The sequence below is a fragment of the Mesorhizobium sp. WSM4821 genome (genome assembly GCF_055901555.1).
This window is the reverse complement of record NZ_CM148371.1, coordinates 611,546-637,666: the sequence shown is the minus strand read 5'-3', so window position 1 is coordinate 637,666 and position 26,121 is coordinate 611,546. Positions and strand designations below refer to the sequence as shown.

Annotated in this window: 25 protein-coding genes; 7 read left to right on the top strand and 18 right to left on the bottom strand. The window is 64.1% G+C overall.

The window, feature by feature from the left end; all coding sequences use genetic code 11:
* Nucleotides 1–21: 21 nt before the first annotated feature.
* Genes AC0NID_RS02880 through AC0NID_RS02865 form a run of 4 tightly spaced genes read left to right on the top strand, consistent with a single transcriptional unit; the run spans nucleotide 22 to nucleotide 3,653 of the window.
* Complete coding sequence (locus AC0NID_RS02880) at nucleotides 22–1,029, top strand: ABC transporter permease subunit (protein WP_473450648.1); 1,008 nt, start codon at nucleotides 22–24, stop codon at nucleotides 1,027–1,029.
* Between the two features lies 1 nt (nucleotide 1,030).
* Nucleotides 1,031–1,948: an ABC transporter permease subunit gene (locus AC0NID_RS02875; RefSeq protein WP_473450646.1), complete on the top strand. Its 918-nt coding sequence runs from the start codon at nucleotides 1,031–1,033 to the stop codon at nucleotides 1,946–1,948.
* A 2-nt stretch (nucleotides 1,949–1,950) separates the two neighbouring features.
* Complete coding sequence (locus AC0NID_RS02870; RefSeq protein ID WP_473451479.1) at nucleotides 1,951–2,826, top strand: ABC transporter ATP-binding protein; 876 nt, start codon at nucleotides 1,951–1,953, stop codon at nucleotides 2,824–2,826.
* Nucleotides 2,823–3,653 (top strand): dipeptide ABC transporter ATP-binding protein, encoded by an 831-nt coding sequence (locus AC0NID_RS02865; RefSeq protein WP_473450644.1) that lies wholly within the window; start codon nucleotides 2,823–2,825, stop codon nucleotides 3,651–3,653. Before AC0NID_RS02870 ends, AC0NID_RS02865 begins: the two co-directional genes overlap by 4 nt.
* Before the next feature lie 18 nt (nucleotides 3,654–3,671).
* Here the strand turns inward: AC0NID_RS02865 and AC0NID_RS02860 are convergent, their stop codons facing one another.
* The 18 genes from AC0NID_RS02860 to AC0NID_RS02775 all read right to left on the bottom strand — a co-directional run bounded on the left by AC0NID_RS02860 (nucleotide 3,672) and on the right by AC0NID_RS02775 (nucleotide 23,140).
* Entirely contained in the window at nucleotides 3,672–4,952 is a 1,281-nt protein-coding gene (locus AC0NID_RS02860) for a cysteine desulfurase-like protein (RefSeq protein ID WP_473450642.1), read from the bottom strand.
* Between the two features lie 75 nt (nucleotides 4,953–5,027).
* Nucleotides 5,028–5,702 carry an amino acid ABC transporter permease gene (locus tag AC0NID_RS02855; protein WP_473450640.1) on the bottom strand — a complete coding sequence of 225 codons (675 nt, stop codon included), beginning with the start codon at nucleotides 5,700–5,702 and terminating at the stop codon, nucleotides 5,028–5,030.
* 190 nt (nucleotides 5,703–5,892) lie between these two features.
* Nucleotides 5,893–6,693 carry an ABC transporter substrate-binding protein gene (locus tag AC0NID_RS02850; RefSeq protein ID WP_473450638.1) on the bottom strand — a complete coding sequence of 267 codons (801 nt, stop codon included), beginning with the start codon at nucleotides 6,691–6,693 and terminating at the stop codon, nucleotides 5,893–5,895.
* 98 nt (nucleotides 6,694–6,791) lie between these two features.
* A complete protein-coding gene (locus AC0NID_RS02845; RefSeq protein WP_473450636.1) occupies nucleotides 6,792–7,931 on the bottom strand; it encodes an aminotransferase class V-fold PLP-dependent enzyme in 1,140 nt (379 codons plus the stop codon).
* 166 nt (nucleotides 7,932–8,097) lie between these two features.
* A complete protein-coding gene (locus tag AC0NID_RS02840; RefSeq protein WP_473450634.1) occupies nucleotides 8,098–8,826 on the bottom strand; it encodes a GntR family transcriptional regulator in 729 nt (242 codons plus the stop codon).
* A 317-nt stretch (nucleotides 8,827–9,143) separates the two neighbouring features.
* Nucleotides 9,144–9,539, bottom strand: a complete 396-nt coding sequence (locus AC0NID_RS02835; protein WP_473450633.1) for a RidA family protein — start codon at nucleotides 9,537–9,539, stop codon at nucleotides 9,144–9,146.
* A 76-nt stretch (nucleotides 9,540–9,615) separates the two neighbouring features.
* Complete coding sequence (locus AC0NID_RS02830) at nucleotides 9,616–10,764, bottom strand: acyl-CoA dehydrogenase family protein (protein ID WP_473450631.1); 1,149 nt, start codon at nucleotides 10,762–10,764, stop codon at nucleotides 9,616–9,618.
* A gap of 213 nt (nucleotides 10,765–10,977) precedes the next feature.
* On the bottom strand, nucleotides 10,978–11,790 hold the full coding sequence (locus tag AC0NID_RS02825; RefSeq protein ID WP_473451478.1) for an enoyl-CoA hydratase family protein: 813 nt from the start codon (nucleotides 11,788–11,790) through the stop codon (nucleotides 10,978–10,980).
* A gap of 11 nt (nucleotides 11,791–11,801) precedes the next feature.
* Nucleotides 11,802–12,272 (bottom strand): MarR family winged helix-turn-helix transcriptional regulator, encoded by a 471-nt coding sequence (locus tag AC0NID_RS02820; RefSeq protein WP_473450629.1) that lies wholly within the window; start codon nucleotides 12,270–12,272, stop codon nucleotides 11,802–11,804.
* Entirely contained in the window at nucleotides 12,266–13,039 is a 774-nt protein-coding gene (locus tag AC0NID_RS02815; protein WP_473450627.1) for an SDR family NAD(P)-dependent oxidoreductase, read from the bottom strand. Before AC0NID_RS02815 ends, AC0NID_RS02820 begins: the two co-directional genes overlap by 7 nt.
* A complete protein-coding gene (locus AC0NID_RS02810; protein ID WP_473450625.1) occupies nucleotides 13,036–15,330 on the bottom strand; it encodes a bifunctional salicylyl-CoA 5-hydroxylase/oxidoreductase in 2,295 nt (764 codons plus the stop codon). The genes AC0NID_RS02815 and AC0NID_RS02810 overlap by 4 nt, the downstream gene beginning before the upstream one ends.
* 144 nt (nucleotides 15,331–15,474) lie before the next feature.
* Nucleotides 15,475–16,074 carry a VOC family protein gene (locus AC0NID_RS02805; protein WP_473450624.1) on the bottom strand — a complete coding sequence of 200 codons (600 nt, stop codon included), beginning with the start codon at nucleotides 16,072–16,074 and terminating at the stop codon, nucleotides 15,475–15,477.
* A gap of 99 nt (nucleotides 16,075–16,173) precedes the next feature.
* On the bottom strand, nucleotides 16,174–17,004 hold the full coding sequence (locus AC0NID_RS02800; RefSeq protein WP_473450622.1) for an ATP-binding cassette domain-containing protein: 831 nt from the start codon (nucleotides 17,002–17,004) through the stop codon (nucleotides 16,174–16,176).
* Entirely contained in the window at nucleotides 16,997–17,881 is an 885-nt protein-coding gene (locus AC0NID_RS02795; RefSeq protein ID WP_473450620.1) for an ABC transporter ATP-binding protein, read from the bottom strand. The genes AC0NID_RS02800 and AC0NID_RS02795 overlap by 8 nt, the downstream gene beginning before the upstream one ends.
* The gene (locus AC0NID_RS02790) at nucleotides 17,878–18,726 is read right to left on the bottom strand and encodes an ABC transporter permease (RefSeq protein WP_473450618.1); all 849 of its coding nucleotides are present in this window, start codon (nucleotides 18,724–18,726) and stop codon (nucleotides 17,878–17,880) included. Before AC0NID_RS02790 ends, AC0NID_RS02795 begins: the two co-directional genes overlap by 4 nt.
* The gene (locus AC0NID_RS02785; protein WP_473450616.1) at nucleotides 18,719–19,726 is read right to left on the bottom strand and encodes an ABC transporter permease; all 1,008 of its coding nucleotides are present in this window, start codon (nucleotides 19,724–19,726) and stop codon (nucleotides 18,719–18,721) included. Before AC0NID_RS02785 ends, AC0NID_RS02790 begins: the two co-directional genes overlap by 8 nt.
* Nucleotides 19,727–19,936: 210 nt before the next feature.
* The gene (locus tag AC0NID_RS02780) at nucleotides 19,937–21,463 is read right to left on the bottom strand and encodes an ABC transporter substrate-binding protein (protein ID WP_473450614.1); all 1,527 of its coding nucleotides are present in this window, start codon (nucleotides 21,461–21,463) and stop codon (nucleotides 19,937–19,939) included.
* A gap of 102 nt (nucleotides 21,464–21,565) precedes the next feature.
* Nucleotides 21,566–23,140, bottom strand: a complete 1,575-nt coding sequence (locus AC0NID_RS02775) for a phytoene desaturase family protein (protein WP_473450612.1) — start codon at nucleotides 23,138–23,140, stop codon at nucleotides 21,566–21,568.
* Nucleotides 23,141–23,262: 122 nt separating this feature from the next.
* Between AC0NID_RS02775 and AC0NID_RS02770 the strand changes: the two genes are divergently transcribed.
* The 3 genes from AC0NID_RS02770 to AC0NID_RS02760 are packed head-to-tail and all read left to right on the top strand — an operon-like array spanning nucleotide 23,263 to nucleotide 26,121.
* The gene (locus tag AC0NID_RS02770; RefSeq protein WP_473450610.1) at nucleotides 23,263–24,054 is read left to right on the top strand and encodes a cyclase family protein; all 792 of its coding nucleotides are present in this window, start codon (nucleotides 23,263–23,265) and stop codon (nucleotides 24,052–24,054) included.
* Nucleotides 24,055–24,070: 16 nt separating this feature from the next.
* Complete coding sequence (locus tag AC0NID_RS02765; protein ID WP_473450608.1) at nucleotides 24,071–25,642, top strand: phytoene desaturase family protein; 1,572 nt, start codon at nucleotides 24,071–24,073, stop codon at nucleotides 25,640–25,642.
* On the top strand, nucleotides 25,642–26,121 hold the full coding sequence (locus tag AC0NID_RS02760) for a MarR family winged helix-turn-helix transcriptional regulator (RefSeq protein WP_126037474.1): 480 nt from the start codon (nucleotides 25,642–25,644) through the stop codon (nucleotides 26,119–26,121). Before AC0NID_RS02765 ends, AC0NID_RS02760 begins: the two co-directional genes overlap by 1 nt.

Sequence of the window (26,121 nt, the reverse complement as noted above, 5' to 3'; positions counted from 1 at the left end):
GCCGCCGTTCTATGAAGTACGATGCTCCGCTATCTCCTCCACAAGCTCGCCTTGATCATCCCGACTGTGTTCGGCATATCGCTGGCGGCGTTCGCATTCGTCCGGCTTCTGCCGGGCGACCCGATCCTGGCCCTGGCCGGCGAGCGCGGCGTGAGCCCCGAACGCTACGCGGAGCTTATCGAGCGGTTTGGCTATAACAGGCCTTATGTCATCCAGTATCTGGAGTATATCGGCAGGGTCCTGACCGGCGACTTCGGCATATCGATCGCCACCAAGCGGCCTGTGCTCGGTGAATTCCAGGCGTTGTTTCCGGCCACGCTGGAACTGGCGACGATCGCGCTGATCATCGCCGTGCTCATCGGTATTCCCGCCGGCATCTTCGCGGCGGTCAAGCGCGGGTCATGGTTCGACCAGGCCACGATGGGCGTGGCGCTGACCGGCTATTCGATGCCGATTTTCTGGTGGGGGCTGCTGCTCATCATCTTCTTCTCCGGCTATCTCGGCTGGACGCCGGTTTCCGGCCGCATCGGCCTTCAATATTTCTTCAAGCCGACGACGGGGTTCATGCTGATCGACAGCCTGATCTCCGGCAAGAGCGGCGCTTTCAGGTCCGCCGCCAGTCATCTGGTCCTGCCGGCGATCGTGCTGGCGACGATTCCGCTCGCCGTCATAGCGCGCCAGACGCGCTCGGCGATGCTGGAGGTGCTGGGCGAGGACTATGTCCGCACCGCGCGCGCCAAGGGCCTGGCGCCGCGTCGCGTCATCGGCCTCCACGCCTTCCGCAACGCGCTGATTCCCGTCGTCACCACCATCGGCCTGCAGGTCGGCACGCTTATGGCGGGCGCTATCCTTACCGAAACGATCTTCTCCTGGCCCGGTATCGGCAAATGGATGATCGACGCGATCGGCAAGCGCGACTACGTCGTCGTCCAGAGCGGCTTGCTGATCATCGCCCTCATCGTCATGGCGGTGAACCTGATCGTCGATGTGCTCTACGCCGTCATCAACCCACGTATCAGGGTGCAGTGAGATGACCGACCAAACCACGGCAGAAGCCACCGCCGCATCCATTCCGACCGGCGGCCGGCAACGCGCCTTTGCCGAATTCTGGCATTACTACTCGATGAACACCGGCGCCGTCATCGGCCTGGTCGTGTTCACGGCTCTGGTGCTGGTGGCGATTTTCGCGCCGCTGGTCGCGCCGCATTCGCCTGACGAACAGTTTCGCGATGCGCTGCTGACACCGCCGGCCTGGCAGGAGGGCGGCAAATCGATGTTCCTGCTCGGCACCGACGCCGTTGGCCGCGACATGCTTTCGCGGCTGATTTTCGGGGCGCGGTTCTCGCTGTTCATCGGTCTGGTCGTCGTGGTTTTCTCGCTGACCAGCGGCATCGTGCTCGGCGTGCTCGCCGGTTATTTCCGCGGCTGGGTCGATACGCTGATCATGCGCGTCATGGACGTCATTCTGGCCTTCCCGTCGCTGCTCCTTGCCCTGGTTCTGGTGGCGATCCTCGGACCCGGCCTCTTCAACGCCATGCTGGCGATTGCGCTGGTGCTGCAGCCGCATTTCGCGCGGCTCACGCGCGCGGCGGTGATGGCCGAAAAGAACCGCGAATATGTGATCTCCGCCAAGGTGGCCGGTGCCAGTCATGTCAGGCTGATGGTGAAGACGATCTTGCCGAACTGCATGGCGCCGCTGATCGTGCAGGCGACACTGTCCTTCTCCAACGCCATCCTCGAGGCCGCGGCTCTCGGCTTCCTCGGCGTCGGCGCGCAGCCGCCGACGCCGGAATGGGGCACCATGCTCGCCACGGCGCGCGAATTCATACTGCGCGCGCCATGGGTGGTGACCTTCCCAGGCTTGGCCATCCTGGTCACGGTGCTTGCCATCAATCTGATCGGCGACGGCCTGCGCGATGCCTTCGACCCCAAGCTGAAGAGGTCGTGACCATGCCTCTTCTCGAGATCAAGAACCTTACCGTGTCTTTCGATACCGCCGCCGGACCGTTCATGGCCGTACAAGGCATCGACCTGTCTATTGAGCCGCGCGAGGTGCTGGCGATCGTCGGTGAATCCGGCTCCGGCAAATCTGTGGCGATGCTGGCGGTGATGGGGCTGTTGCCGAACACGGCGACGGTGAAGGCCGACCGCATGGCGTTCGACGGCATTGACTTGCTTGAGCTCGGTCCGTCCGAGCGCCGCAAGATCGTCGGCAAGGACATCTCGATGATCTTCCAGGAGCCGATCGCCAGTCTCAATCCATGCTTCACCGCCGGCTTCCAGATCGAGGAGGTGCTGCGCTTTCACATGGGCATGGACCGCGCCCAGCGCAGGGCTCGTGCCATCGAACTGATGAAGCTGGTCGGCATCGCCGATCCGGAAGAGCGGCTGAATTCGTTCCCGCACCAGATGTCGGGCGGCCAGTGCCAGCGCGTCATGATCGCCATCGCCATCGCCTGCAATCCAAAGCTGTTGATCGCCGATGAGCCGACCACCGCGCTCGACGTCACTATCCAGAAGCAGATCCTCGATCTTTTGGTCGGCCTGCAGGCCAAATACGGCATGGGGCTGATCATGATCACCCACAATATGGGCGTTGTCGCCGAGACCGCGGACCGCGTGATCGTCCAGTACAAGGGCCGCAAGATGGAGGAGGCCGACGTTCTGTCGCTGTTCGAGCAGCCGAAGAGCAACTACACCCGCGCGCTGCTGTCGGCGCTGCCGGAAAACGCCGTCGGCGACCGGCTGCCGACCATTTCCGACATGCTGTTCGAGCCGGCCCCCTCCGCCGCGGGAACCGGACCTGCAACGGGAGCCGCGTCATGAGCGTGACGGTTCTCGAAGGCAAAAACATCGTGCGCGACTATCATGTCGGCGGCGGCCTGTTTCGCCCCTCGCGCACGGTGCATGCGGTCAAGGGCGTCTCGTTCAGCGTCGACAAGGGCAAGACGCTGGCCATCGTCGGTGAAAGCGGCTGCGGCAAGTCAACGCTCGCCCGCATCATCACCCTGATCGATCCGGCGACATCGGGTGAGCTCTTCATCGACGGCAACAAGGTCGACATCGCCAAGGACGGCTTGACGAAGGAGATGCGCCGCAAGGTGCAGATCGTTTTTCAGAACCCTTATGGTTCGCTCAATCCGCGCCAGAAGATCGGCGACGTGCTGGGCGAACCGCTGCTCATCAACACCGACAAGCCGGCCGACGAACGGCGCGATCTCGCCATGAAGATGCTGAAGAAGGTCGGCCTCGGACCTGAGCACTACAACCGCTACCCGCACATGTTCTCGGGCGGCCAGCGCCAGCGCATCGCCATTGCCCGCGCGCTGATGCTCAATCCGAGCCTCTTGGTGCTCGACGAACCGGTCTCGGCGCTCGACCTGTCGGTGCAGGCGCAGGTGCTAAACCTGCTCGCCGACCTGCAGGACGAGTTCGATCTGACCTATGTCTTCATCAGCCACGACCTGTCGGTGGTGCGCTACATCGCCGACGACGTGATGGTCATGTATTTCGGCGAGGCGGTCGAGTACGGCTCGCGCGACACGGTCTTCGCCGACCCCAAGCACAACTACACCAAGACGTTGTTCGCCGCGACGCCGCGCGCCGACGTCGCCAGCATCAAGGCGAGGCTGGCGAAGAAGAAGGCCGCCTGATCCTGCAATCGCGGCCGATCAGGACAGCCGTGCGATGATGGCGCGCAGCGCCTCACCGAAGCGCCGGACTTCCCCGACCGTGTTGTAATGCACCAGCGAGGCGCGGATGGCGCCGCTGTCCATGCTGAGGTTCAGACGCTTCATCAGCCGCGGCGCGTACATATGCCCGTCGCGGATGCCGATCTGCATCTCGGCCATCGCCTCGACGATCATCTGCGGCGACATCGTGCCGATGTTGAAGCAGAAAGTCGGCACGCGCTCGTTGAGGCGGACTTCGTCGGCGACACCATAGATCGTCGCGCCGCAATCCTTGAGCACGGCGAGCATTTCGCGCGCCAGCACCAGCTCATAGTCGCGGATGGCATTCATGCCGGCGACGAGGTTGTCGCGTCGCGACCGGTTGTTCTCGGTCAGGAAGTTGCGGCCGATCGATTCGAGATAGCGCACCGCGGCATCCATGCCGGAGACGTTCTCGTAGATGAACGTGCCGGCCTCGACCTTGTAGGGCGGCTCGTCGGGAATGAAATCCTCGCGGAAGGTCGGGAGGCGCTTCAGCGTCTCGAAGCGGCCCCACAGGAAGCCCATATGCGGCGAGAAATTCTTGTAGCCGGAGCAGACCAGATAGTCGCAATCCCAGGCCTGCACGTCGATTAGCCCGTGCGGCCCGTAATGCACACAGTCGAGGAACACTTCGGCGCCGGCCGCATGCGCGATGTCAGCCACTGAAGCGACATCGACGATCGAGCCGATCGAATGTGCCGTCACCGTGCAGGCGACGAGCCGTGTGCGGTTGGAGACCAGCGGGCGCAAATCGTCGACATGGAGATTGCCGTCGTCGCGCATCCGCCACAATTTGAATTTCGCGCCGGTGGGCGCCAGCGCCAGCCATGTCGCGATGTTGGCGTCGTGGTCCATGTCGGTGACGACGATCTCGTCACGCTCCTGAAGCATCTGGCCGATGCCGAGGCTGACGAGGCGGATGAACGAAGTGGCGTTCATGCCGAAACAGATTTCGGCAGGGCTGTAGGCATTGATCAGCAGGGCAACGCTTTCGCGTGCATCGGCGATCACCTGGTCGACGGCGACGCTGCGGCCATAGCGGCCGCCGCGCTGTACATTGTGCGCGACCAGATGGTTGGTCACCGCGTCGAGTACGCTTTGCGGGATCTGCGCGCCGGCGGCATTGTCCATGAAGATGAAATCGCCGGCCTGCTGCAGGGCTGGGAACATGGCGCGGATCGTGTCGACCGGGAAGGCTGCGGAGACGTCGCTCGCATTGGGGATCTGATGCTTGTTCAAGATGGTCTCCTGCGAGTGCCTGACAGACATGAAATTGGCAGATACGGAAATTGACAGATGGCGACGCGGCCGACGTCAGCGGGTTTTTTCGGTTTTGAAGCGGCGTTCCAGCAGGCTGACGAGACGGACCATCGGCCAGAGAAAGATGAGATAGACCAGCGCTGCGCCAATCAGCGGCGAGGGGTTGGCGTAGAGCGACTGCGCGTTGGTCGCTTCCTTCAGCAACTCGGGCAGCGCCACGGTGGAGGCGAGCGACGTATCCTTGAACATCGAAACGCAATTGCTGGTCATCGGCGGGATGACCACGCGGATCGCCTGCGGCAGCACCACCTTGCGCAAGGTCAGCAAAAACGGCAGGCCGAGTGCCTGCGCCGCCTCGAATTGGCCGCGCGGGATGCTTTCTATGCCGGAGCGGAAAACCTCGGCCGAATAGGCCGCCATGATGATGGCGAATGCCGTCACCGCGGAGGTCCAGGACGACAGGCGTATGCCCAAAAACGGCAGCGCGTAGTAGATCAGGATCAGCACGACCAGCACCGGCATCGCCCGGAAAATATCGATATAGCTGACCGACAGCAACCGCAGCGGCTTTGGCGCATAGAGCCGCACCAGGCTGATCGCCAGCCCGACGGGAATGCCGATGCCGATGCTCAGCAGCCCGAGCAGCAGCGTGTTCAGGAAGCCGCGCAGCAGCGCCGGCAGGCTGGAGATCATGACATCGGCGTTGAAGAAGGTCTCGAGCAGCGACATGGGAAGCACTCCCGAAAAATTTGGCGTCCCGCGACGCTAATGCATGGTCTCCGAGACCCGAAATCGGCCTTTTGAGCGGTTCATGCGTGGAAGTCGAAAAGGCTACGGCGCGTCCAGGAGGACGCGCAACGCTGCTCCGTGAGATTGTGCCGGCGCGCAAAGCCGGCACAATCCCGGCATAGGCTGCCGCTCAGGTCTTCGGTATCGGCATTTCCTTGACGGTCGAAGAATCGGCGGGCGCATCGCTGCCGAACCACTTCTTGTGGATCGCGGCCAGCGTCCCGTCCGCCTTCATCGCGGTCAGCGCGTCGTTCAGCTTGCCGAGCAGCGGGTGGTCCTTGGCCATCATCAGGCCGTACTGCTCGCCGGTCTTGATGCGTTCTTTTACGGCGAGATCCTTCATCCTGGTGAAGGAATATTCCAGGCCCGGAATGTCGCTGATCGCAGCGTCGACGCGGCCGGCGCTGAGATCGAGCAGCAGGTTCTGCTGCGTGTCGTAGCCCTTCACCTCGCTGAACCCGCCCGCCTCCTGGTGCTGCTTGGTCCAGGCTTCCCCGGTCGAACCAGACAGCACGCCAATGATCTTGCCCTTGAGGTCGGCCTCGGTCTTGATCGGGCTGTCGGCCTTGGCGGCGATGCCCATGTCGGAATCATAGTAGGGCTGCGTGAACGCCTGCGACTTCAGTCGCTCCGGGGTGATCGTTATCGACGAGATGGCAACGTCGATGCGCTTCGACGTGGTGGCGGCGAACAGCGCCTGAAATCCGAGATCGGCGATTTCCGTGGTCATGCCGATACGCTTTGCCGCTTCGTTGACGATGTCGACTTCGAAGCCCTCGAAGGTGCCGCTCTCGTTCTTGTATTCGAAGGGCGGGTTGGTCGGATAGGCGCCGACGTTCAGCACGTCCGCGGCATAGGCGGTAGTGGCCGGTCCGGCGGCGATGCCGATGGCGGCGGCGAGAAGAAGCAGATTGCGGCGAGTGAAGCTCATTTTCGTTCCCTCTGGTTCGGCCACTCCCTGTGGCGCTTTTCACTTCCGCCGCTTTCAGCGCCGCGTTTCCGGACACTGCAGGCGAGGCGGCGCCTGAGTCAGGACGCGCGGCGTTGTCGCGCGCCGATCAATTGCTGCAGACGCTGCAGCAGTGCACCCACCGCGTCGTCCGTGGTCACCATGCCGGGCGAAATCCTGAGCGTCGCGCCGCGCGCGTCGCAATAAAGCCGCTCGCTGCGCAACGCCGACACTGTCTTCACCGGGTCGACGCCTTGCGGCAAGGTCAGCATGACGCTGCCGCCGCGCTCGTCTGGTTCGAGCGGCGAGCGGACCACCCAGCCATTGTCCAGCGCGCAGCCGACAATGCGCCCGGTCATGCTGGCGTTCTGGGCGCGGATGGCGTCGACCCCTGTCCCGGCGACCCATTCGAGGCCGGGCAGCGATGCGACGCTGGCCAGGATGGCCGGCGTGCCATGGTCGAAACGGCGCGCATCGTCCGCATAGGCGAAACTGTCGAGATCCCACGAAAATGGGTTTGGCTGGCTGAACCAGCCGCGAAGTTCCGGCCGGCATGTTGCCAGGAGATCGGGCGTCACCTGCAGGATGCCGGCGCCCGAGGTGCCGCTCAGCCATTTCAGCGAGGTCGAGACGACGAAATCGACCGGCGTCTTCGCGATCGAGAAGGGCGCCACGCCGACCCCTTGGGTGATGTCGACACCGATGATGGTACCCACCTTCCGGCCATGCGAGGCAAGCCGCGCCACGTCGCAGCGGCGTGAGGCCGTCGAGGTGACGAAGGTCAGCAAGGCCAGGCCGACATCGTCCTGCCAGCGGGCAATGAAATCCTCGTCGCGCACCCAGCTCTCGCCGGGCCGCAGCGGCACGGTGTCGAGCGTGAAGTCGAAGCGCTCGGCAAGTCCGGCAAGCAGGAAGTGCAGGCTCGGAAAACAGTCGGCCGCGACCAGCAGGCGCTTTCCCGCCAGACGCTCAGGTGGCAGGGCGCCGATCAGGCTGTAAAGGGCTGACGTCACGTTCTCGGCGGTGGTCAGGGTACCTTGTGGGGCATCGATCAGCGAGCCCCAGGCATCGATGAAGCGCTGCCGCGCGGCAAGGGCGGCCGGCCACTGGCCGTCATCTTCCGCCGACCAGACTCCTGAGAATTCCGACAGGGCAGCAGCCATGCGCTCCGCCTTGCCGGGAAACGTTCCGATCGAATGGTAGAGAAAATAACCAGACACTACGCTTCAGCTCCCTGTGATCATGTGATCACAAAATTGGATATGGATCAATCGCTGCCTGCGAAGAAATGCGGTTCAATCGGGAAAATCCGGCGATTTTTTCCGACCGCGAGCGGTCGCGGATCGGCGCCTTCCGGCGTCGATTTGGCGTTCGCCGCGGCGCGCTTCAGGAGGCCTTGCCGAACCCGGCGAACTCGACTGGCCTGGGTTCCGGCACGTCGGGGCAGATGGCGCGCAGCGTCTCCTGCGTCGTCGTGATGTCCGCAACCACCTCCTCGCGGGCGCGGGCAAAATCGCGATCCTTCAGTGCCGCGATGATCGCGATGTGCCGCCCGGAAGGCTCCATCGCGCCGGCGCGCATTAAAGGCGCGACATGGTTGGACAATAGCCGCATATAAGGGCCGAAACGCAGCCACAGCGTCTCGATCAGCTGGAACAGCACGTCGGAGCCGGAGGCGCGGTAAATGGTGAAATGGAATTGCTGATTCTTGGCGATCAGCTCGTAGATGCTGCCGTTGCGCCCGATCGTCTGCTGGTCTGCGGTGATCTGCTGTAATGTGGCTATGTCCGTAGCGGTCAGGCGCGGCGCCCCGAGTTCGGCCGCCAGCCCTTCGACGGCGACACGCGCCCGGCAGAGGTCGTCGAGCCGCGCGCGGGTCACGACCGGCACGCAGGCGGAGCCGTTCTGCGAGATCTCCAGCGCGTTCTCGGCGGCAAGCCGCCGCAAGGCCTCGCGCACCGGCATGTTCGAAGTACCGAAGGCTTCGGCCAGAGAAGCAATGGTCAGCACCTGGGCCGGATCGAAGCTGCCGACCATCAGGGCATGCCGAAGCTGTTGGTAGACGCCATCCTGGACGGTCACACGTCCCGATACAGGTTCAAATCCCAGAGCCACGGTTTCGCTTTCCTCCGACAGAGGCTATGTGCAAGTTGCACGCTGTAATCGCCCGCTCGAAGCTGGCGTGATCATCTGATCACAAAAAGCAGATACAGCCAAGGGTCTGATCTGAGCACTAAGATATGGCTCTGCGGCCGTCCGGCGTCAGTGTTGACCCTCGTTGCCTGCCGGCCGATGAGAGCGGCCCTCGCCGGTAGCGTGCTGAGAGTTCTGCAAACTCGCTGAGAGAGGGCGATCATGGCAGGCAGGTGAGGAGCGGCGCCGACTGCTATAGGCTTGATGCCTCAATTGGGAGAGCCGAAGTAGAACCGAGCTCAGTCCGGGATCACCGCCGTCGCCTGGATCTCCACCTTGGCGCGATCCTCGACCAGCGCCATGACCTGCATGGCGGCCATGGCCGGAAAATGCCGCCCGATGACCTCGCGATAGGCTTCGCCGATTCCTCTGAGGTTGGCCAGGTACTCGGCCTTGTCGGTAAAGTACCAGGTCATCGATGTGATATGCTGCGGCTTGCCGCCGGCCTCGGCCAGCACGGCGACGATGTTGGCAAGCGTCTGGCGCACCTGGCCGACAAAATCGTCGGTTTCGAACCGGCCTTGTCCGGTCCAGCCGACCTGGCCGCCGATGAAGATCAGCTGCCCGCGCGCGGCGACGCCATTGGCGTAACCGACAGGTTTCGCCCAACCTTCCGGCTGCAGGATGGTGTGCATATCAAGCCTCCCGATATTCAACTCCGGTTCGCAACCTTCAAAGTTCGAAACCAGCCCAAACCGCAATTTATCGGCCTCAGGCCGCTCCCATCACTTGCCGCGCGATCACCACCTTCTGCACGTCGGACGCACCTTCGTAGATGCGCAGCGCACGGATCTCGCGATAGAGTCTTTCGACGATATGGCCCTTGCGGACGCCGTCGCCGCCATGCAGCTGCACCGCCTTATCGATCACCTCTTGCGCCTTGTCGGTGGCGAACAGCTTGGCCATCGCCGCTTCGCGGGTGACACGGGCGGCGCCCATGTCCTTGGTCCAGGCGGCGCGATAGACCAACAGGGCGGCGGCATCGACGTCCAGCGCCATGTCGGCAATATGGCCCTGCACCATCTGCAACTCGGCCATCGCCGCGCCAAACAGCTTGCGCTCGGCCACTCTGCCGATGCTTTCATCCAGCGCGCGACGGGCAAAGCCGAGTGCCGCCGCACCGACGGTCGAGCGGAACACGTCGAGCACCGACATGGCGATGCGGAAACCGTCGCCCGGCTTGCCTATCAATGCCGAGGCCGGAACGTGAACATTGTCGAAGGACAGGCGTGCCAGCGGATGCGGCGCGATCACCTCCAGCCGCTCGCCGATGGCCAGGCCCTTGGTCTCGGCCGGCACGATGAAAGTGGAAAGCCCTTTGGCGCCGGGCGCCTCGCCAGTGCGGGCGAAGACGATGTAGAGGTCGGCAATGCCGCCATTGGAGATCCAGGTCTTCTCGCCAGAGAGGACATAATCGTCGCCGTCACGCGTCGCCGTCATCTCCATATTGGCGACATCAGATCCGGAGCGCGGCTCCGACAGCGCGAAGGCGGAAATCGCCTTGCCGGCGCGGGTCTTCGCCAGCCAGCGCTGCTGGTCGGCCGTGCCGAACAGGCTGAGCGCGCCGGTGCCGAGCCCCTGCATCGCAAAGGCGAAATCGGCCAGTCCGTCATGCCGCGCCAGCGTCTCGCGCGTCAGGCACAGCGTGCGCACGTCGAGCGGCCCGGGGTTTTCCGTGTCGAGCGCCGTTGGCTTCAGCCAGCCGTCCTGGCCGAGCTTCGCCACCAGCTCGCGGCAAGCGGCATCGACATTATGGTGATCGACCGGCAGGGTCTTCGCGCACCACGCATCCAGCCGCTCGGCCAGCTGGCGATGGCGGTCCTCGAAGAACGGCCAGTTGAGGAAGGAACGGTCAGGCATAGGCGCGCCCTCGGTTTTCGTCGCGATCCGTCGCACCCCCCTCTGTCCTGCCGGACATCTCCCCCGCAAGGGGGGAGATTGGCAGCCTTGCCGACGGCTTTGCCCTGGCAACGTTGGAGATTGGCGAAAACAAAACGTGCAGCCGATCTCCCCCCTTGCGGGGGAGATGGCCGGCAGGCCAGAGGGGCGTGCCTGGGCGAAGACCGTTCATCCTCAATTGCCCTCGAACACTGGTTTTCCCTTGGCGACAAACGCTTCGTACGCCCGCTTGAAATCGCCGGTCTGCATGCAGATCGCCTGCGCCTGCGCTTCCGCCTCGATCGCCTGTTCCAAGCCCATCGACCATTCCTGGCTCAATTGCGTCTTGGTGATACCGTGGGCGAAGGTCGGGCCGGAAACGATGCGCGCGGCCATGTCGAGCGCGTTGGCTTCGAGCGCCGCAGCGTCGACCAGCCTGTTATAGAAACCCCAGCGCTCGCCTTCTTCAGCGCCCATCGTCCGGCCGGTGTAGAGCAGTTCGGCGGCGCGGCCCTGACCAATGATGCGCGGCAGGATCGCGCAGGCGCCCATGTCGCAACCGGCAAGGCCGACGCGGGTGAACAGGAAAGCCGTCTTGGCCTCCGGCGTGGCGATGCGGATGTCGGACGCCATGGCGATGATGGCGCCGGCGCCCACCGCCACGCCGTCGACCGCCGCAATGATCGGCTTGCCGCAATTCAGCATCGCCTTGACGAAGTCGCCGGTCATGCGGGTGAAGGCGAGCAACGCCTTCATGTCCATCTTCACCAGCGGGCCGATGATGTCGTGGACATCGCCGCCCGAGCAGAAATTGCCGCCATTGGGCAGGAACACCACCGCATCGACGTCATCGGCATAGACGAGGTCGCGAAAGATATCGCGCAGCTCGGCATAGCTTTCGAAGGTCAGCGGGTTCTTGCGCTCTGGTCGGTCGAGCCGGATTTTTGCGATCCTGCCTTCGACCTGCCAAAGGAGATGCTTCGGCTTGCGGCCGGCCATGCCAGTCATTCCCGTCGCAGTCATTCCCGTCCCTCCCAGTTGCTGCGGAAGGAATTCAGCATGCCGGTCAGCCGGCGCGCCTCGTCCTCGCTCACATTGCCCAGCAGCTCGCCGATCCAGCTTTCATGCGCGGCGGCGATCACGGCGAAGGCCTTCGAACCTTCCTCCGTCAACCGCACCATCGAGGTGCGTCGGTCGCCATTGCGCCGGGCGCGAGCAACCAGCCCTTCCGAAACCAGCCGGTCGACAATTCCGGTCACATTGCCGTTGGACACCAGCAGGAAGCGCGACAGGTCGCTCATCAGCATGCCTTCCGGCGCACGGTGGAGTGCGGCCATCACGTCGAAGCGCGGTAGCGTCGTGTTGAACTCCTGCCGCAGGCGCTCGCGCAATTCGGCCTCGATGCTGCGCGAGGCGCGCAACAGCCGCACCCACAGGCGCAGGCGATCCTTGCCGGGCCCGGATGGCGCGGGCAGGGGACCAGCTACCATGTCTCGCCTCCAGAGATCGAGATCGTCTGCCCGGTGATCGACTGGGCAGCATGTCCGCACAGCCACAGCACTGCCGCTGCAACCTCTTCGGGCTGGATGAAGCGGCCTTGCGGGTTTGTCGAGGCAAGGCTCGTCCTTGCGTCTTCGGCCGAGCGGCCGGTCTTTTCGACGATGCGCTGCACGGAGCTTTCCAGCATTTCTGTTTCTACGAAGCCCGGGCAGACGGCGTTGACCGTCACCCCGGATTTGGCGGTCTCGACCGCCAGCGCCCGCATCAGGCCGACGACGCCATGTTTGGCCGCCACGTAAGCGGCGACATAAGAATAGCCTTTCAGGCCGGCCGTCGAAGCAACGAATATGATACGGCCTGTCTTCCGCGCGACCATGCCGGCCAGCGCCGGCTTCGCCGTCAGGAACGCGCCGGTCAGGTTGACGTCGAGCGTGCGTTGCCAGTCCGTGAGCGAGGTCCGCTGGGCCGGGGCGCTGCCGGACATGCCGGCGTTGGCCACGACGATATCGATCGGTCCGCGCGCTGATTCTGCTTCCGCGTAGAGCGACGCCATTGCCGCCTCATCGGTGACGTCCGCGGCGATGCCGAAGATGCGTTCATTTCCCCTGGCGACTTCGGCAAGTGCAGCCTCGCGCCGGCCGCAGATGGTCACGTCAATGCCGGCGCCGGCCAGCGCCAGCGCGATCGCCCGGCCGACGCCGGAGCCGCCGCCGGTGACCAGCGCATGCTTTCCCGCGATCGTTGCAACGGCGCTCATACTTTCAGCCCCGCTGCCGCGTCGCGTTCGGCCAGCCGGTAGATCTGGTCGCGGCCCGGCAGATAGGGATCCGGCCATTTGACGCCGCGGTCACCGAGCGTGACGGCTGCATGCAGCGTCCAGTAGGGATCGGCAAGATGCGGTCTTGCCATCGCGACGAGATCGGCGCGGCCGGCCATCAGGATCGAATTGACGTGATCCGGCTCATAGATGTTGCCGACCGCCATGGTCGCCATGCCGACCTCGTTGCGGATGCGGTCGGAAAACGGCGTCTGGAACATGCGGCCATACACCGGCCTTGCCTCGGCCGAAGTCTGGCCGGCCGACACGTCGCAGATGTCGACGCCGGCCTCATGCAAGAGCCGCGCGATCTCGACCGCATCGGCCGGCGTCACGCCTTCGATGCCGACCCAGTCATTGGCCGAGATGCGCATTGAAACAGGCTTTTCATCAGGCCAGGCGGCGCGCACCGCACGGAAGATCTCCAAGGGATAACGCATGCGGTTTTCGAGCGAGCCGCCATAGGCGTCCGAGCGCCGGTTGGTCAGCGGCGTGATGAAGGAGGACAGGAGATAGCCGTGCGCGGCGTGGATCTCCAGCATGTCGAAGCCGCAACGATCAGCCATCTCGGCCGAGGCGACGAACTGGTCGCGCACCAGATCCATGTCGGCGCGGTCCATCGCCTTCGGCAGCTGATTCTCAGGCGACCATGCCACCGCCGACGCCGCCATGACAGGCCAGTTGCCTGATGTCAGCGGCACGTCGTTTCCCTGCCAGCCGAGCCGGGTCGAGCCCTTGGCGCCCGAATGGCCGATCTGGGCGCAGATTTTCGCCTCGGTCTCGGTATGGACGAAGTCGACCAGCCGTTTCCAGGCCACCTCATGTTCGGGGGCGTAGAACCCCGGGCAGCCCGGCGTGATGCGGCCTTCCGGGCTGACGCAGGTCATCTCGATATAGACAAGCCCGGCGCCGCCCTTGGCCCGTTCGGCGTAATGGGCGAAATGCCAGTCGGTCGGGCAGCCGTCGACGGCCTTGTACTGCGCCATCGGCGAGACGACGATGCGGTTCTGCAGCGCCATGTCGCGCAGCCGGAACGGCGCGAACATCGGCGCCCGATGCAGGCTGTTGTTGCCGGCGCCGGCCTGGCGCTGGAACCATTCTTCGGCGCCGGCCAGCCACTCGGCGTCGCGCAGCCGCAGATTCTCATGGCTGATGCGCTGCGAGCGGGTCAGCAGCGAATAGTTGAACTGCACCGGGTCGAGGCCAAGATAGCGCTCGACCTCCTCGAACCATTCAAGCGAATTGCGCGCCGCCGATTGCAGTTTCAGCACTTCGGTGCGGCGGGCGTCTTCATATTTGCGGAAGGCGGCTTCGAGGTCGGGCTCTGACTCGACATAGTCGGCCAGCGCCACCGCACTTTCCAGCGCCAGCTTGGTGCCGGAGCCGATCGAGAAATGCGCGCTCGCCGCCGCGTCGCCCATCAGCGCCAGATTCTTGTACGACCAGCGCTCGCACAGCACGCGCGGGAAATTGATCCAGGCTGAACCTCTGATATGGTTGGCGTTGGTCATCAGCGCGTGGCCGCCGAGATGCCTGGCGAATATCCGTTCGCAGACGGCGATCGATTCCGGCTGCGTCATGGTGCCGAAGCCGAAACGCTCCCAGGTCTGCTCGCTGCATTCGACGATGAAGGTCGCGGTATCCCTGTCGAACTGGTACGCATGCGCCCACACCCAGCCATGCTCCGTCTTCTCGAAAATGAAGGTGAAGGCGTCGTCGAATTTCTGTTGCGTGCCGAGCCAGACGAACTTGCATTTGCGGCTGTCGATGTCGGGCTTGAACATTTCGGCAAAAGTGCCGCGTGACTTCGAGTTCAGACCATCGGCGGCGACCACCAGATCGTAGCTCTCCATATAGGGTTTGGGATTGTCGATGTCGGTCTCGAAGAGCAGGCTGACGCCGAGCTCGCGCGCCCGCCGCTGCAAAAGGATGAGCAGCCGCTTGCGTCCGATGCCGCAAAAGCCGTGGCCGGTCGAGACCGTGCGCACGCCGTCATGGATGACGGCGATGTCATCCCAATAGGCGAAATGCTTCCTGATCCAGACGGCACTGACCGGATCGTTCCTGGTCAGATTGTCAAGCGTTTCGGCCGACAGCACGACGCCCCAGCCGAACGTATCATCGGCGCGGTTGCGTTCGAACACCGTCACCTCGTGCGCGGCGTCCCTGAGCTTCATCGAGATGGCAAAGTAGAGCCCGGCTGGTCCGCCGCCGAGAACCGCAACCTTCATGCGTGCGATCTCCTCTTCGCTTTTCTGCGTCTAGTATCGCGCCTGAGGCAAATTATTTCAAGCTTGAAGTTTCATGAATGAACAATTCACTTCAAAAGCCTGTGACGTGCCTGCGGTCAGACCCGCAAGCACACGCTTGCCGGATCATTTTTCCGGGGTCTTCGGGCTCCACAGCACCGTCTCCGCGTCCTTTTCATAAGCCATGCCGTCGGGATAGCTGATCGCTTCCAGCTGCAGGCCCCACGGCGCCTGGAAATAAAGGATGGTCTGGCCGGCGGCCGGACCTTCGGTAACCGGCAGCGGGCCCATCCGCGTCTTGACGCCCTTTTCATCGAGATAGGCTTTTGCCGCAGCGATATCGTCGACATAGAAGGCGATGTGGAAGCCGCCGATGTCGCTGTTGCGGGCCTGTAGGTCCTTCTGGCCGGGCGCGGTGTATTTGAACAGCTCGATATTCGACCCGTGGCCGCAGCGGACCAGGGTGATCTCCTCGATCACCGCCTTGGGATCGACGCCCAGCAGATCCTGCATGAACGTGCCCTTGTCGTCGGCGAAGGGGCCGAACGACATCGCCTTCTTGCAGCCGACGACCTCGGTGAAGAAGTCGACGGCCTGCTTCATGTCGGGCACCGTAACCCCGGTGTGATCGTGCCCGCGCATGCCGGGAATTGAGCCGGCGGAAGCGGTGCCGATGCTGGCCAGGACGGCGGTCGCAAGCGTTGCGTTTCGGAGTGCGTTCTTCATCTCAGTCATCCTCTCGCGGGACATGGGTGACTTGCCGGGCGCACGCCCGAGGCCCGCTCTTCGGCGTGCGAATGAGATTGACGATCCTTGCGACCGCTTTCATGGCGACGTCCTCGCCGCGGGCAACAGCCACTCGGCATCGATCTCAGGCAGCGGAATGGCGGCGAGGAGATCGCGCGTGTAAGCCTGTTGCGGGTTGTCGAACAAAGCGTCGGTGGCGCTGGCTTCGACGATCGCGCCTTCGCGCATGACGATCACCTGCCGGCAGAGCCGCCGGATCACCGACAGGTCGTGGCTGATGAAGGCGACGGTCAGGCCCATTTCGGCCGCCAGCCCTTCCAGCAGCGTCAGGATCTGCGCCTGGGTCGATACGTCGAGACCGGAGACGATCTCGTCGGCCAGCACGAATTTCGGCGACAGCGCCAAGGCACGGGCAATACCGACGCGCTGGCGCTGGCCGCCCGACAGTTCGTGGCGGTAGCGCCTGGCGAAGCTTTGCGGCAGACCGACGCGCTGCAAGGCCTCCGCCACACGCTCCTTGAGCCTGTCGCCGAGACCGTTCTGCTTGAGCGGGGCGGCGATGATGCTGGCAATTGTGCGGCGCGGGTTGAGCGATGACATCGGATCCTGGAAGATCATCTGCAGGTTGCGGCGCAGCGGCCTGAGTTCCGCCTCCGGCAGGTGCGTGATGTCGCGGCCGTCGAAAATGATGCTGCCGGCGCTGGGCTCCAGCAAGCGCACCAGGGCGCGGCCGAGCGTCGATTTGCCCGACCCGGATTCGCCGACGATACCGGTCACCGAGCCCCTGGGGAGGTCGAAGTCCAGCCCTTTCAGGATCTCGGCCATCGGCGCCCGGCCGATCAGCGGCTTGCGCGCCATGTCGGGTAGCGCGACCTTCAGCCCGCGCACGGAAAACAGCGGCTCAGCCATGTGGCCGTCTCCAGGCCTGGTCGGCAGCGGCGATCTCCGCTGCCAGTCCGGCCAGCACCGCCTCATCCACCGGTTTCAGCGAGGCGAACGGATCGGTGTAGCGCGGTGTGGCGGCCATCAGTGCTCGCGTGTAAGGGTGCCGCGGGGCAGCGAAGAGGGCCGCCGTTTCGGCCTCTTCCACCACCTTGCCGGCATAGAGCACCGACACTTTCTGGCTGATCTTGGCGACGACGCCGAGATCGTGGGTGACGAACAGGATCGCCGTGCCGTGCTCGCGCTGCAATTGCGCGATCAGCCGCAGGATCTGTTTCTGTACGGTCACGTCGAGCGCCGTCGTCGGCTCGTCGGCGACGATCAGCCGGGGCTCGGCGGCAAAGGCAGCCGCGATCAGCACACGCTGGCGCATGCCGCCGGAAAGCTCGTGCGGATAGCTTTTCAGCACGCGGTCCGGATCGCGGATCTGCACCTCGTCCAGCAATTGGCGGATGCGGACGTCGGCCCTCTGTGCGCTCCAGCCGAGGATGCGCACCAGCCGGTCGGTCATCTGCGGGCCGATGCGGCGCGACGGGTTGAGCGCGGTCAGCGGATCCTGCGGGATCAGCGCGGTGCGGGCGCCGATCAGCGTGCGCCTGGTCTTTGGCTGAAGCCGGCCGAGATCCTCGCCTTCGAGCAGCATGTCGCCTTCGACGATGCGCACGCTGGGCGGCAGCACGCCGAGCACCGCCTTGCCGATCATCGTCTTGCCGGCGCCGCTCTCGCCGACCAGCGCGCGGACCTCGCCGGGTTGAACTAAGAGCGACACCGAACGCAGCACGCGGACGCCATTCGGCAGCACAGCACTCAAATCCCTGATGTCGAGGCAAGCGGCCGCGCTCATCGCAACACCGGATCGAAACGTGCCTTCAGCCCCTCGCCGAACTGGCTAAACGACAGCACCGTCAGGATCAGGGTGACCAGCGGGAACACCAGCACCCACCACGCCTGATGGATCGACAGGCGGCCCTCGGCGATGATGCCGCCCCAGGTCGGATCGTCGGTCGAGATCGACAGATTGACGAAGGACAGGATCGCCTCGACGATGACGGCGATGCCCATTTCCAGCGACAGCAGCGCCACGATTGACGGCACCACATTGGGCAGCACCTCGCGCAGCATGATGCCGATGCGGCCATAGCCGGCGATGCGGGCGTTCTCGACATAGTCCATGCGTGCCTGGCCCATGGTTTCGGCGCGGATCACCCGGCAGAAGCGCGTCCAGTCGATGACCGCGATGGCGATGATGACCGAGCTCAAGCCGGTGCCGAGCACGGCGACCAGAAGGATGGCGAACAGCACCGGCGGAAACGCCATCCAGACATCCACGATGCGCGAGATGATGCGGTCGGCCCAGCCGCCGAAATAGCCTGATATCAGCCCGAGCGTCGAGCCGACCAGGCAGGCGGCCAAGGCCGCCGCGAAGGCGACGATGAAGGCGATGCGGGCGCCGAAGATCAGCCGTGACAGCAAATCGCGGCCGAGGCTGTCGGTGCCGAGCCAGAAGCCCGGTTCTGAACCGCTCATCCAGAACGGCGGCAGGCGTTCGAACATCAGATCCTGCGCCAGCGGATCCTGCGGCGCCACCAGCGGCGCGAAGATCGCGGCAAGCAAAGCCAACAGCAGCCAGCCGCCGGCAAACCATAGTTTTGCGCCCGAGCCATGTCGTGAGATACGGCCCTCATCCATGGCGCAGCCTCGGATTGAGCACCGCATAGGTCATGTCGACGGCAAGGTTGATCAGCACGAACAGCAGCGCGAAGATCAGCACGATGCCTTGGATCAGCGGCAGGTCGCGGTTGATGACGGCGTCGATCGCCATATTGCCGAGGCCCTCATAGGAAAACAGCCGCTCGACAATGACCGTGCCGCCGATGAGGAATGTGAACTGCACGCCGATCAGGGTCAGCGTCGGAAGTGCCGCGTTCTTCAGCGCCTCGCGCAAAATGACCTGCGTTTCCGAGAATCCCTTCACCCGCGCCAGCACGGCGTAGTCGAGGTCGAGCACTTCCTTCAGCGACTGTTTCAACAGCTGCGAGATGATCGCGGCGAGCGGCAACGCCAGCGCAATCGTCGGCATTAGCATGTGCGCCAGAAGATCCTTGGTCAGGTCGAAGCGCAGCCGCAAAAGGCTCTCGAATAGATAGAACTGGGTGACGAAGGGCAGGTCGAGCTGCGGAGACACGCGGCCGGAAATGTCGAACACCGGCACCAGCACGCCGAACAACAGGATCAGCACCAGGCCCCACAGGAAGTCGGGAATGGAAAGGGCGGCACCACTGGCGATGTCGATGCCGGCTTCAACCGCGGTGCCGCGTTCGCGCGCGCCGAGAACTGCCGTCGTGCCGCCGATCGCCAGCGCCATCAAAAGTGCTGTGATGGCGAGTTCCAGTGTCGCCGGCAGCCGGTTGAAGACCAGTCCCAGAACATCTTGTCTGAGCGAAATCGAGGTGCCGAAATCGCCTCTCACGACGCCGGACAGCCAGATGAAGAACTGCTCGACGATGGTCTTGTCGAGCCCATAGAGCGCACGCAGCCGGGCGATGTCGGCATCGGTGGCACCGGGCGGCAGCATCATCGCGATCGGGTCGCCGGGCGCGACGCGGATCACGACGAAAACGACGACGGCCACGCCGAACAGCGTGATCACCATCGTCAAAAGACGGATCAGGAATCTTTGCAGCAGCATCCTGGCGTAAGCCTAGTGCATTTCAGTGACTGATGGAGCAAAGAGCCCCTGATCCGGCCGCTTCGCGGCCACCTTCTCCCCGAGGGGAGAAGAGGTCGCGCGCGGCTGAGCCAGTCTCTTCTCCCCAGCGGGGAGAAGGTGGCCCGAAGCGCCGGATGAGGGGGCCTGCCTAGTCGCAGAAGACAGGTCACCTTGCGTTTCGAGCCGATGTCAGGCCGGGGTCATCAGCGCCGGCAGCAGCGCGCCGGACACATGCTGCACCACATTGACGCCCTTGGCATGCACGATCGGCTGCGCATACTGGATCAGCGGCAGCACATAGGCCTGTTCGGCGATGTATTTGTCGACAGCCTTCCAGCCTGCGATGCGCTTGGCCTCGTCCGCCTCGCCCCACAGCGGATTGATCATGTCGATAAGATCCTGGCTGTCCCACACCGAATGCGGGCTCGGGCCATAGGTGGCAAAACCGGTCGAGGTGGTCGGATCGCCGATGGCGTTGCCCCAATTGTAGAAGGCGGTCGGCGCCAGCTTGTCGGCGGCGCGCAGTTCGTAGTGCTTGGCGATCTCGTAGACCTCGATCGTCGCCTCGATACCGACCTTGCGCCACATGCCGACGATCGCCTGGATCATCTCGTAATCCTTGGGCTTGAAGCCCTTGGTCGTCTGGATCGTGAACTTGACCGGCTTCTCCGTCGAATAGCCGGAAGCGGCCAGCAATTCCTTGGCTTGTTCCGGATTGTGCTCGACCATGATCGATGCATCGTAGGCGGCGTATTCGGGCGTTTCCAGCGTGTCGATCGGCTGGCCGTAGCCGTGCAGTAGCCGGTCGACGAGCAGCTTCTTGTCGACCGCCATCACAGCGGCCTGGCGGACGTTCTTGTCCAGCATCACGTCGATGTCGTTGAAGAAGATCATGCCGATGTCGGAAACATTCTTGCACGAGCCGGCAAGTCCGTCCTTGGCGATCAGCCGGTCATATTCCTCATAGGGGATTTCGAGCGTCACCTGCGAGGAACCGGACTCGATTTCGGCAACGCGGCTCGCCGCGTCGGTGACGAACTTGATCGTCACATTCTCGAAAGCCGGCTTGCCGCCCCAGTAGCTCGGATTGGCCTTCAGCCGCAGGAAGGCGTTACGCTCGAACTTGTCGACCATGTAGGGGCCGGTGCCGATCGGGGCCTTTTCGAAGCCCTCGGCACCGACCTTCTCGTAGTAGGCCTTCGGCATGATGTAGCCGGTCAGGAACGACATCCACTTGAAATAGACCGGGTCGAACTGCACCACATCGCCAGTGATCTTGTTGCCGTCGATCTTGAAGTTGTTGACGTTCTTCCAGACGAACTGGATGGGGTTTCCGGTCTTTTCGTCGCCAGCCCGCTGCAGCGACCAGACCACGTCCTCGGCCGTGAACGGCGAGCCGTCATGCCAGGTCACGCCATCGCGCACCGTCATCATGATCTTGGTGCGGTCGTCGTTCCAGCCCCATTCGGTCAGCAGGCCCGGTGCAAACGACAGGTCCGGCTTCTGCGGGATGAACTGGTCGAACACCGACTGGTAGAGGCCCTGGATGGTCGGGTTGACCGCCGAAGGCCCGGTGGTCGGATCCCAGGACGGCAGGTTGACGTTGTAGGCGATGGTCAGTTCGCCGGCAGCTTTGGCTATCTGCGGCAGGCCGATAACGGTGGCGCCAAGTGCTGCTGCGCCATATCCGAGCAATTCTCGTCTGTTGATTGTCATGGTCGTTCCCCTGTTGGTTTTGTCTGCGCGGCGTCGTTGTCGTTCTGTGGGTTCTGGCTCCCTGGGCAACCGCGCCTCGCCCATTCGCAAGTCTCTTGAATCCTACCTCCCGCCAAGCTGTTGGGCGAGCATATAGCCCGAGGCAGCACCGGTGCCGGCGCCTGGCCATGTCGCGGCACCTGTGAGATGCAAATTCGTGACCGGCGTGTTCCAGCCGGCATAACCGCGCGCTGGGCGAAACAAAAAGTTCTGCGCCAGATGGTGGCTGCCGCAGATCTGGTCGCCACCGACGAGGTTGGGGTTCGCGCGTTCCAAGTCGAGCGGCGAGAACACCGAGCGGCCGAGGGTCTTCTGGCGAAGACCGGGCGCATAGGTCTCGATGATATCGAGGACGCGCTCGGCGTAGCGCTCCTTGACCTCGTTCCAGTGAGCCGGCGCGATTGTGCCCGCCGCATCGCCCAGGATATCGGCGGGCAGCATACGCACCTGCACCCACAGCACATGCTTGCCTTCCGGCGCGCGCGACGGATCGATCGCGGTCGGCTGGCCGACGACCAGGACCGGCTCGTCCGGCAGCATGCCCGACATTGCCTGCTGATAGGTCCGCGACATGGCGTCGAGCGACGGCGACAGATGGACATAGGCGAATTGCCTGAGATCGGCGCCGGCGCGCCAGTCCGGCAGATCGTCCAGCGCCAGATGGATCATCATCGTACCCGGCGCGTGGCGGAACTTTTTCATCGCTGTGTCGAAGCTGGCGTCGCCGGAACCATCAGGCAGCAGTCTGCCGGGCAACGCTCCGGGCGCGACGCTGGCGATGACGGCCTTGCTGGCGGTATGGGTCTCGCCGGAAGCAAGCCGCACGCCGGTCGCCTTGCCGGCGGCAACGGTGATCTCAGCCACCTCAGCCCCGGTGACGATCTTGCCGCCGGCAGCAGTGACCATGCCCGACAGGGCGCGGATGATGGTGTCGGCGCCGCCCTTGCCGAGCAGCATGCCGAAGCACTGGTTGGCCATCGATTCCAGATACGGGAACACCGCGCCGCCGGCGATGTCGGGGGCGAAGTCGAGATGCATGCCCCAAGTGGCGAGCGTCGCCCTGACATGCGGTGACTCGAAAGTCTCCTCCAGCCAGGCGCGGGGCGATGACATCAGCAGGCGGCCGGTGTCGAGCGCGCCGGCAAGACCCTTCCTGCGCCACAGGTTCCAGGCGGTGCCGGCCAGCGCCCGTCCGCCCATCGGCGAGCCCAGCAGCCGGAACAGATGCTCGGCTTCCGCCGGGAAAGCCGCTACCAGGCGGCGCCATGTGGCTGCGTCGGCCGCGGAAAAAGCTGCCATGCGCGACGCGGTCTTTTCCAGGTCGTTGCTGACGCCGAACCAGCTTCCGTCCGGAAAGGCGCTGGCAAAGCAGTCGGCGACCGGCGCGAATTCCAGCCCGTGGATTTTCAATTCATTTGCATATTTTTTGTGAAAGGCCGAGCCGGCGAACAGGCTCAGATTCATCGCGCCGAAATCGTGCCGGAAGCCGGGCAACGTAAGTTCGCTTGTCCGGACGGCGCCGCCGATTGTTGCGCTGCGCTCGAAAATCCCGGTTTTCCAGCCTTTGAGCGCCAGATGCGCGGCGCATGCCAGACTGTTGTGGCCCGCCCCCACGAATATGGCGTCAAACTCGCTCACGCCCCACCCAACCCATTTCCTTTATGCTTAAAGATAATTGCAGATGCATATGTTTTCGTCTAGTAGGATATTAAGGGCCGCAACGAGCCTTCAGAGCCATCCAAGAAGAGGGAACAGAGACCATGGACACGCAACAACTCCTCGGCGAGGTCGCCGGCCAACTTCTTTCAGGCGCCATCCAGGTGGTCGACCTGACGGCGCCGCTCGGGCCCGACACGCCGCTGATCAAGCTGCCGCCCGAGCTGGCGGTGGACACGCCGAAGGTCGAGATCCATGCCATCTCCCACTATGACAAGAACGGCCCGTGGTGGGCATGGAACTGGCTGAAGCTCGGCGAGCATTCGGGCACGCATTTCGACGCGCCGCAGCACTGGATCACCGGCAAGGATTATCCGGACGGCGCCACCGACACCATTCCGGCGCAGAACTTCATCGGCCCGGTCAATGTCATCGACTGCTCGAAGCAAGCCGCAGCCGATCACGACTTCCTGCTCACCGTCGACCACATCAAGGCGTGGGAAGCCGAGCACGGTGCCATCAACGCCGGCGAATGGGTGGTGATGCGCACCGACTGGTACAAGCGCAACGGCTCGGAAGCCGAATTCCTCAACGCCGACGAGACCGGACCGCACACGCCCGGACCGACGGCGGAAGCCATCCAGTATCTGATCAGCAAGGACATCAAGGGCTGGGGCAGCGAGACGATCGGCACAGATGCCGGCAAAGCAGGGGGAATGGAGCCGCCATTCCCGGCGCACAGCCTGATGCACAAGGCCAACCGCTACGGGCTCGCCAGCCTCTGCAACCTCGACCGGCTGCCACCGAAGGGCGCGATCCTGATCGCGGCACCGCTCAAGATCGAGCACGGCACCGGCAGCCCGATCCGCGCATTGGCGTTGGTACCACGCGCTTAAGCGACAGGCCACGACGATGAGCGATATCGATCACATCATCGTCGGCAGCGGCATCAACGCGCTGGTCTGCGCGGCGATGCTCGGCGGCAAGGGAGCGAAGGTGATGATGCTCGAGCGCAACGACCGCATCGGCGGTTGCATGCGCACCGAGGAGATCACCGCGCCCGGCTTCATCCACGACGTGATGGCGACGACCTTCGTGCTGTTCATCACCTCGCCGGCCTATGCGGCGCTGGGCAAGGACCTGGCGCGGCATGGGCTGGAGTTCTGCAACACCGGCACGCCCACCGGCGTGCTGCGGCCGGACGGCAGCCATGCCGTCTTGCGCACCGACCGCCCCGCCAATGTCGCGGCGGCCAATGCGCTTGCCGCGGGCGACGGCGACCGGCACGGCAACGATGTCGGGGAGATCGAGCGCAATGCCGGCCTGCTGTTCGGCCTGCTCGGCGGCAGCCTGTGGTCTTACCCCACGACCAGGCTGCTCGCCGGCGAAGCATGGCGGCGAAGCCCGCGCAATCTTGCCGGCTTTCTTGGCGAAGCGCTGGTGCCGGCGCGCGGCTGGCTGGAAAGCACCTATCAATCCGAAACCACCCGCGCGCTCTGGGCGCCCTGGGTGTTGCATGCCGGCCTCGGACCCGAAGATGCGTTTTCCGGCCAGATCGCCAAAGTCATCGCGTTTGCGCTCGAAGCCGCCGGCGCGCCGATCGTCAAGGGCGGCGCCAGCAACCTGCTGGCCGCTTTCGAGGCGCTGATCAAGGAGCGCGGCGGCGTGATCCGGACGGAAGCGGACGTTGCCTCGATCATCCAGAGTGGAGGCCGAGCCACCGGTGTACGGCTGGCTTCGGGCGAAACAGTCACCGCGAACAAGAGCGTGATCTGCTCGGTCACGCCGACCCAGCTTTATGGGCGGCTGCTCGGCGACGCGGCCCCGAAAGCCGAGGTCGAAGCAGCGCGAAAATACCGCTACGGCAAGGGTAATTTCCAGATCCATTACGCGTTGGACAAGCCGCCCGCATGGCGCGGCGACGGCCTCGACAAGGTCGCGCTGCTGCACCTGACGCCGGGGCTCGACGGCGTGTCGAAGGCCTGCAACGAGGCCACACGCGCCATGCTGCCGGAGGTGCCAACGATCTGCGTCGGCCAGCCGCACGCGCTCGACCCGTCGCGCTGTCCGGACGGCAAGGCGATCCTGTGGCTGCAGCTGCCCGAAGCGCCACGCCATATCAAGGGCGATGCCGCCGGCAAACTGCAGACGCCGGCGGACGGCCGCTGGACCGAAGCATTGCGCGAAGCCTACGCCGACCGTGCCGAAGCCATCCTCGCCAGCCATATCGACGGGTTCAAGGACAGCGTCATCGCACGCCGCGCCTATTCGCCGGCCGATCTGGAAGCGATGAACATCAATCTGGTCGGCGGCGATCCCTATGGCGGCGCCTCGACCGTCGACCAGTCGTTCCTGTGGCGGCCGTTCAAGACAAGCCGCAATCACGATACCGGGGTCAAGAGCCTCCACCATATCGGCGCGTCGACCCATCCGGGTGCCGGGCTTGGCGGCGGTTCCGGCTTCCTGCTGGCGGGAAGGCTGTAATGGAACAGAAGGTTGAAAAGCGTCAGCGCATCTCCACCTTGGGCCAGATCGGCCTGCAGCAGTTCGCTCCCTATCTGATGAACCGCATCATGGGCCGCTACAACGCCACCTTGCGCGACGATTTCCGCAAGCAGGGCCTGACCATTCCGCAGGTGCGCACACTGGCCGTGCTGTCGGTCACCGACGGCGTCACCGTCAACGATCTCTCGGTCTATACGGTCATCGAACAATCCACGTTGAGCCGGACGCTCGACACGTTGGAGGGGCAAGGGTTTGTGCGGCGGGAGCAGGGCGTCACCGACAGCCGCATCCGCCATGTGTTCCTGACCGACGAGGGTCGCGCCGAGTTCACCCGCGCCTGGCCAGCCATGCATGACGCGTTCGAGGCGATGTTCGACGATGTCGACGATGCCGAATACGCGGCGCTGATCGCCACGCTGCAGAAGATGCTGAAGAACATTCGCAAGCACGACATTTGA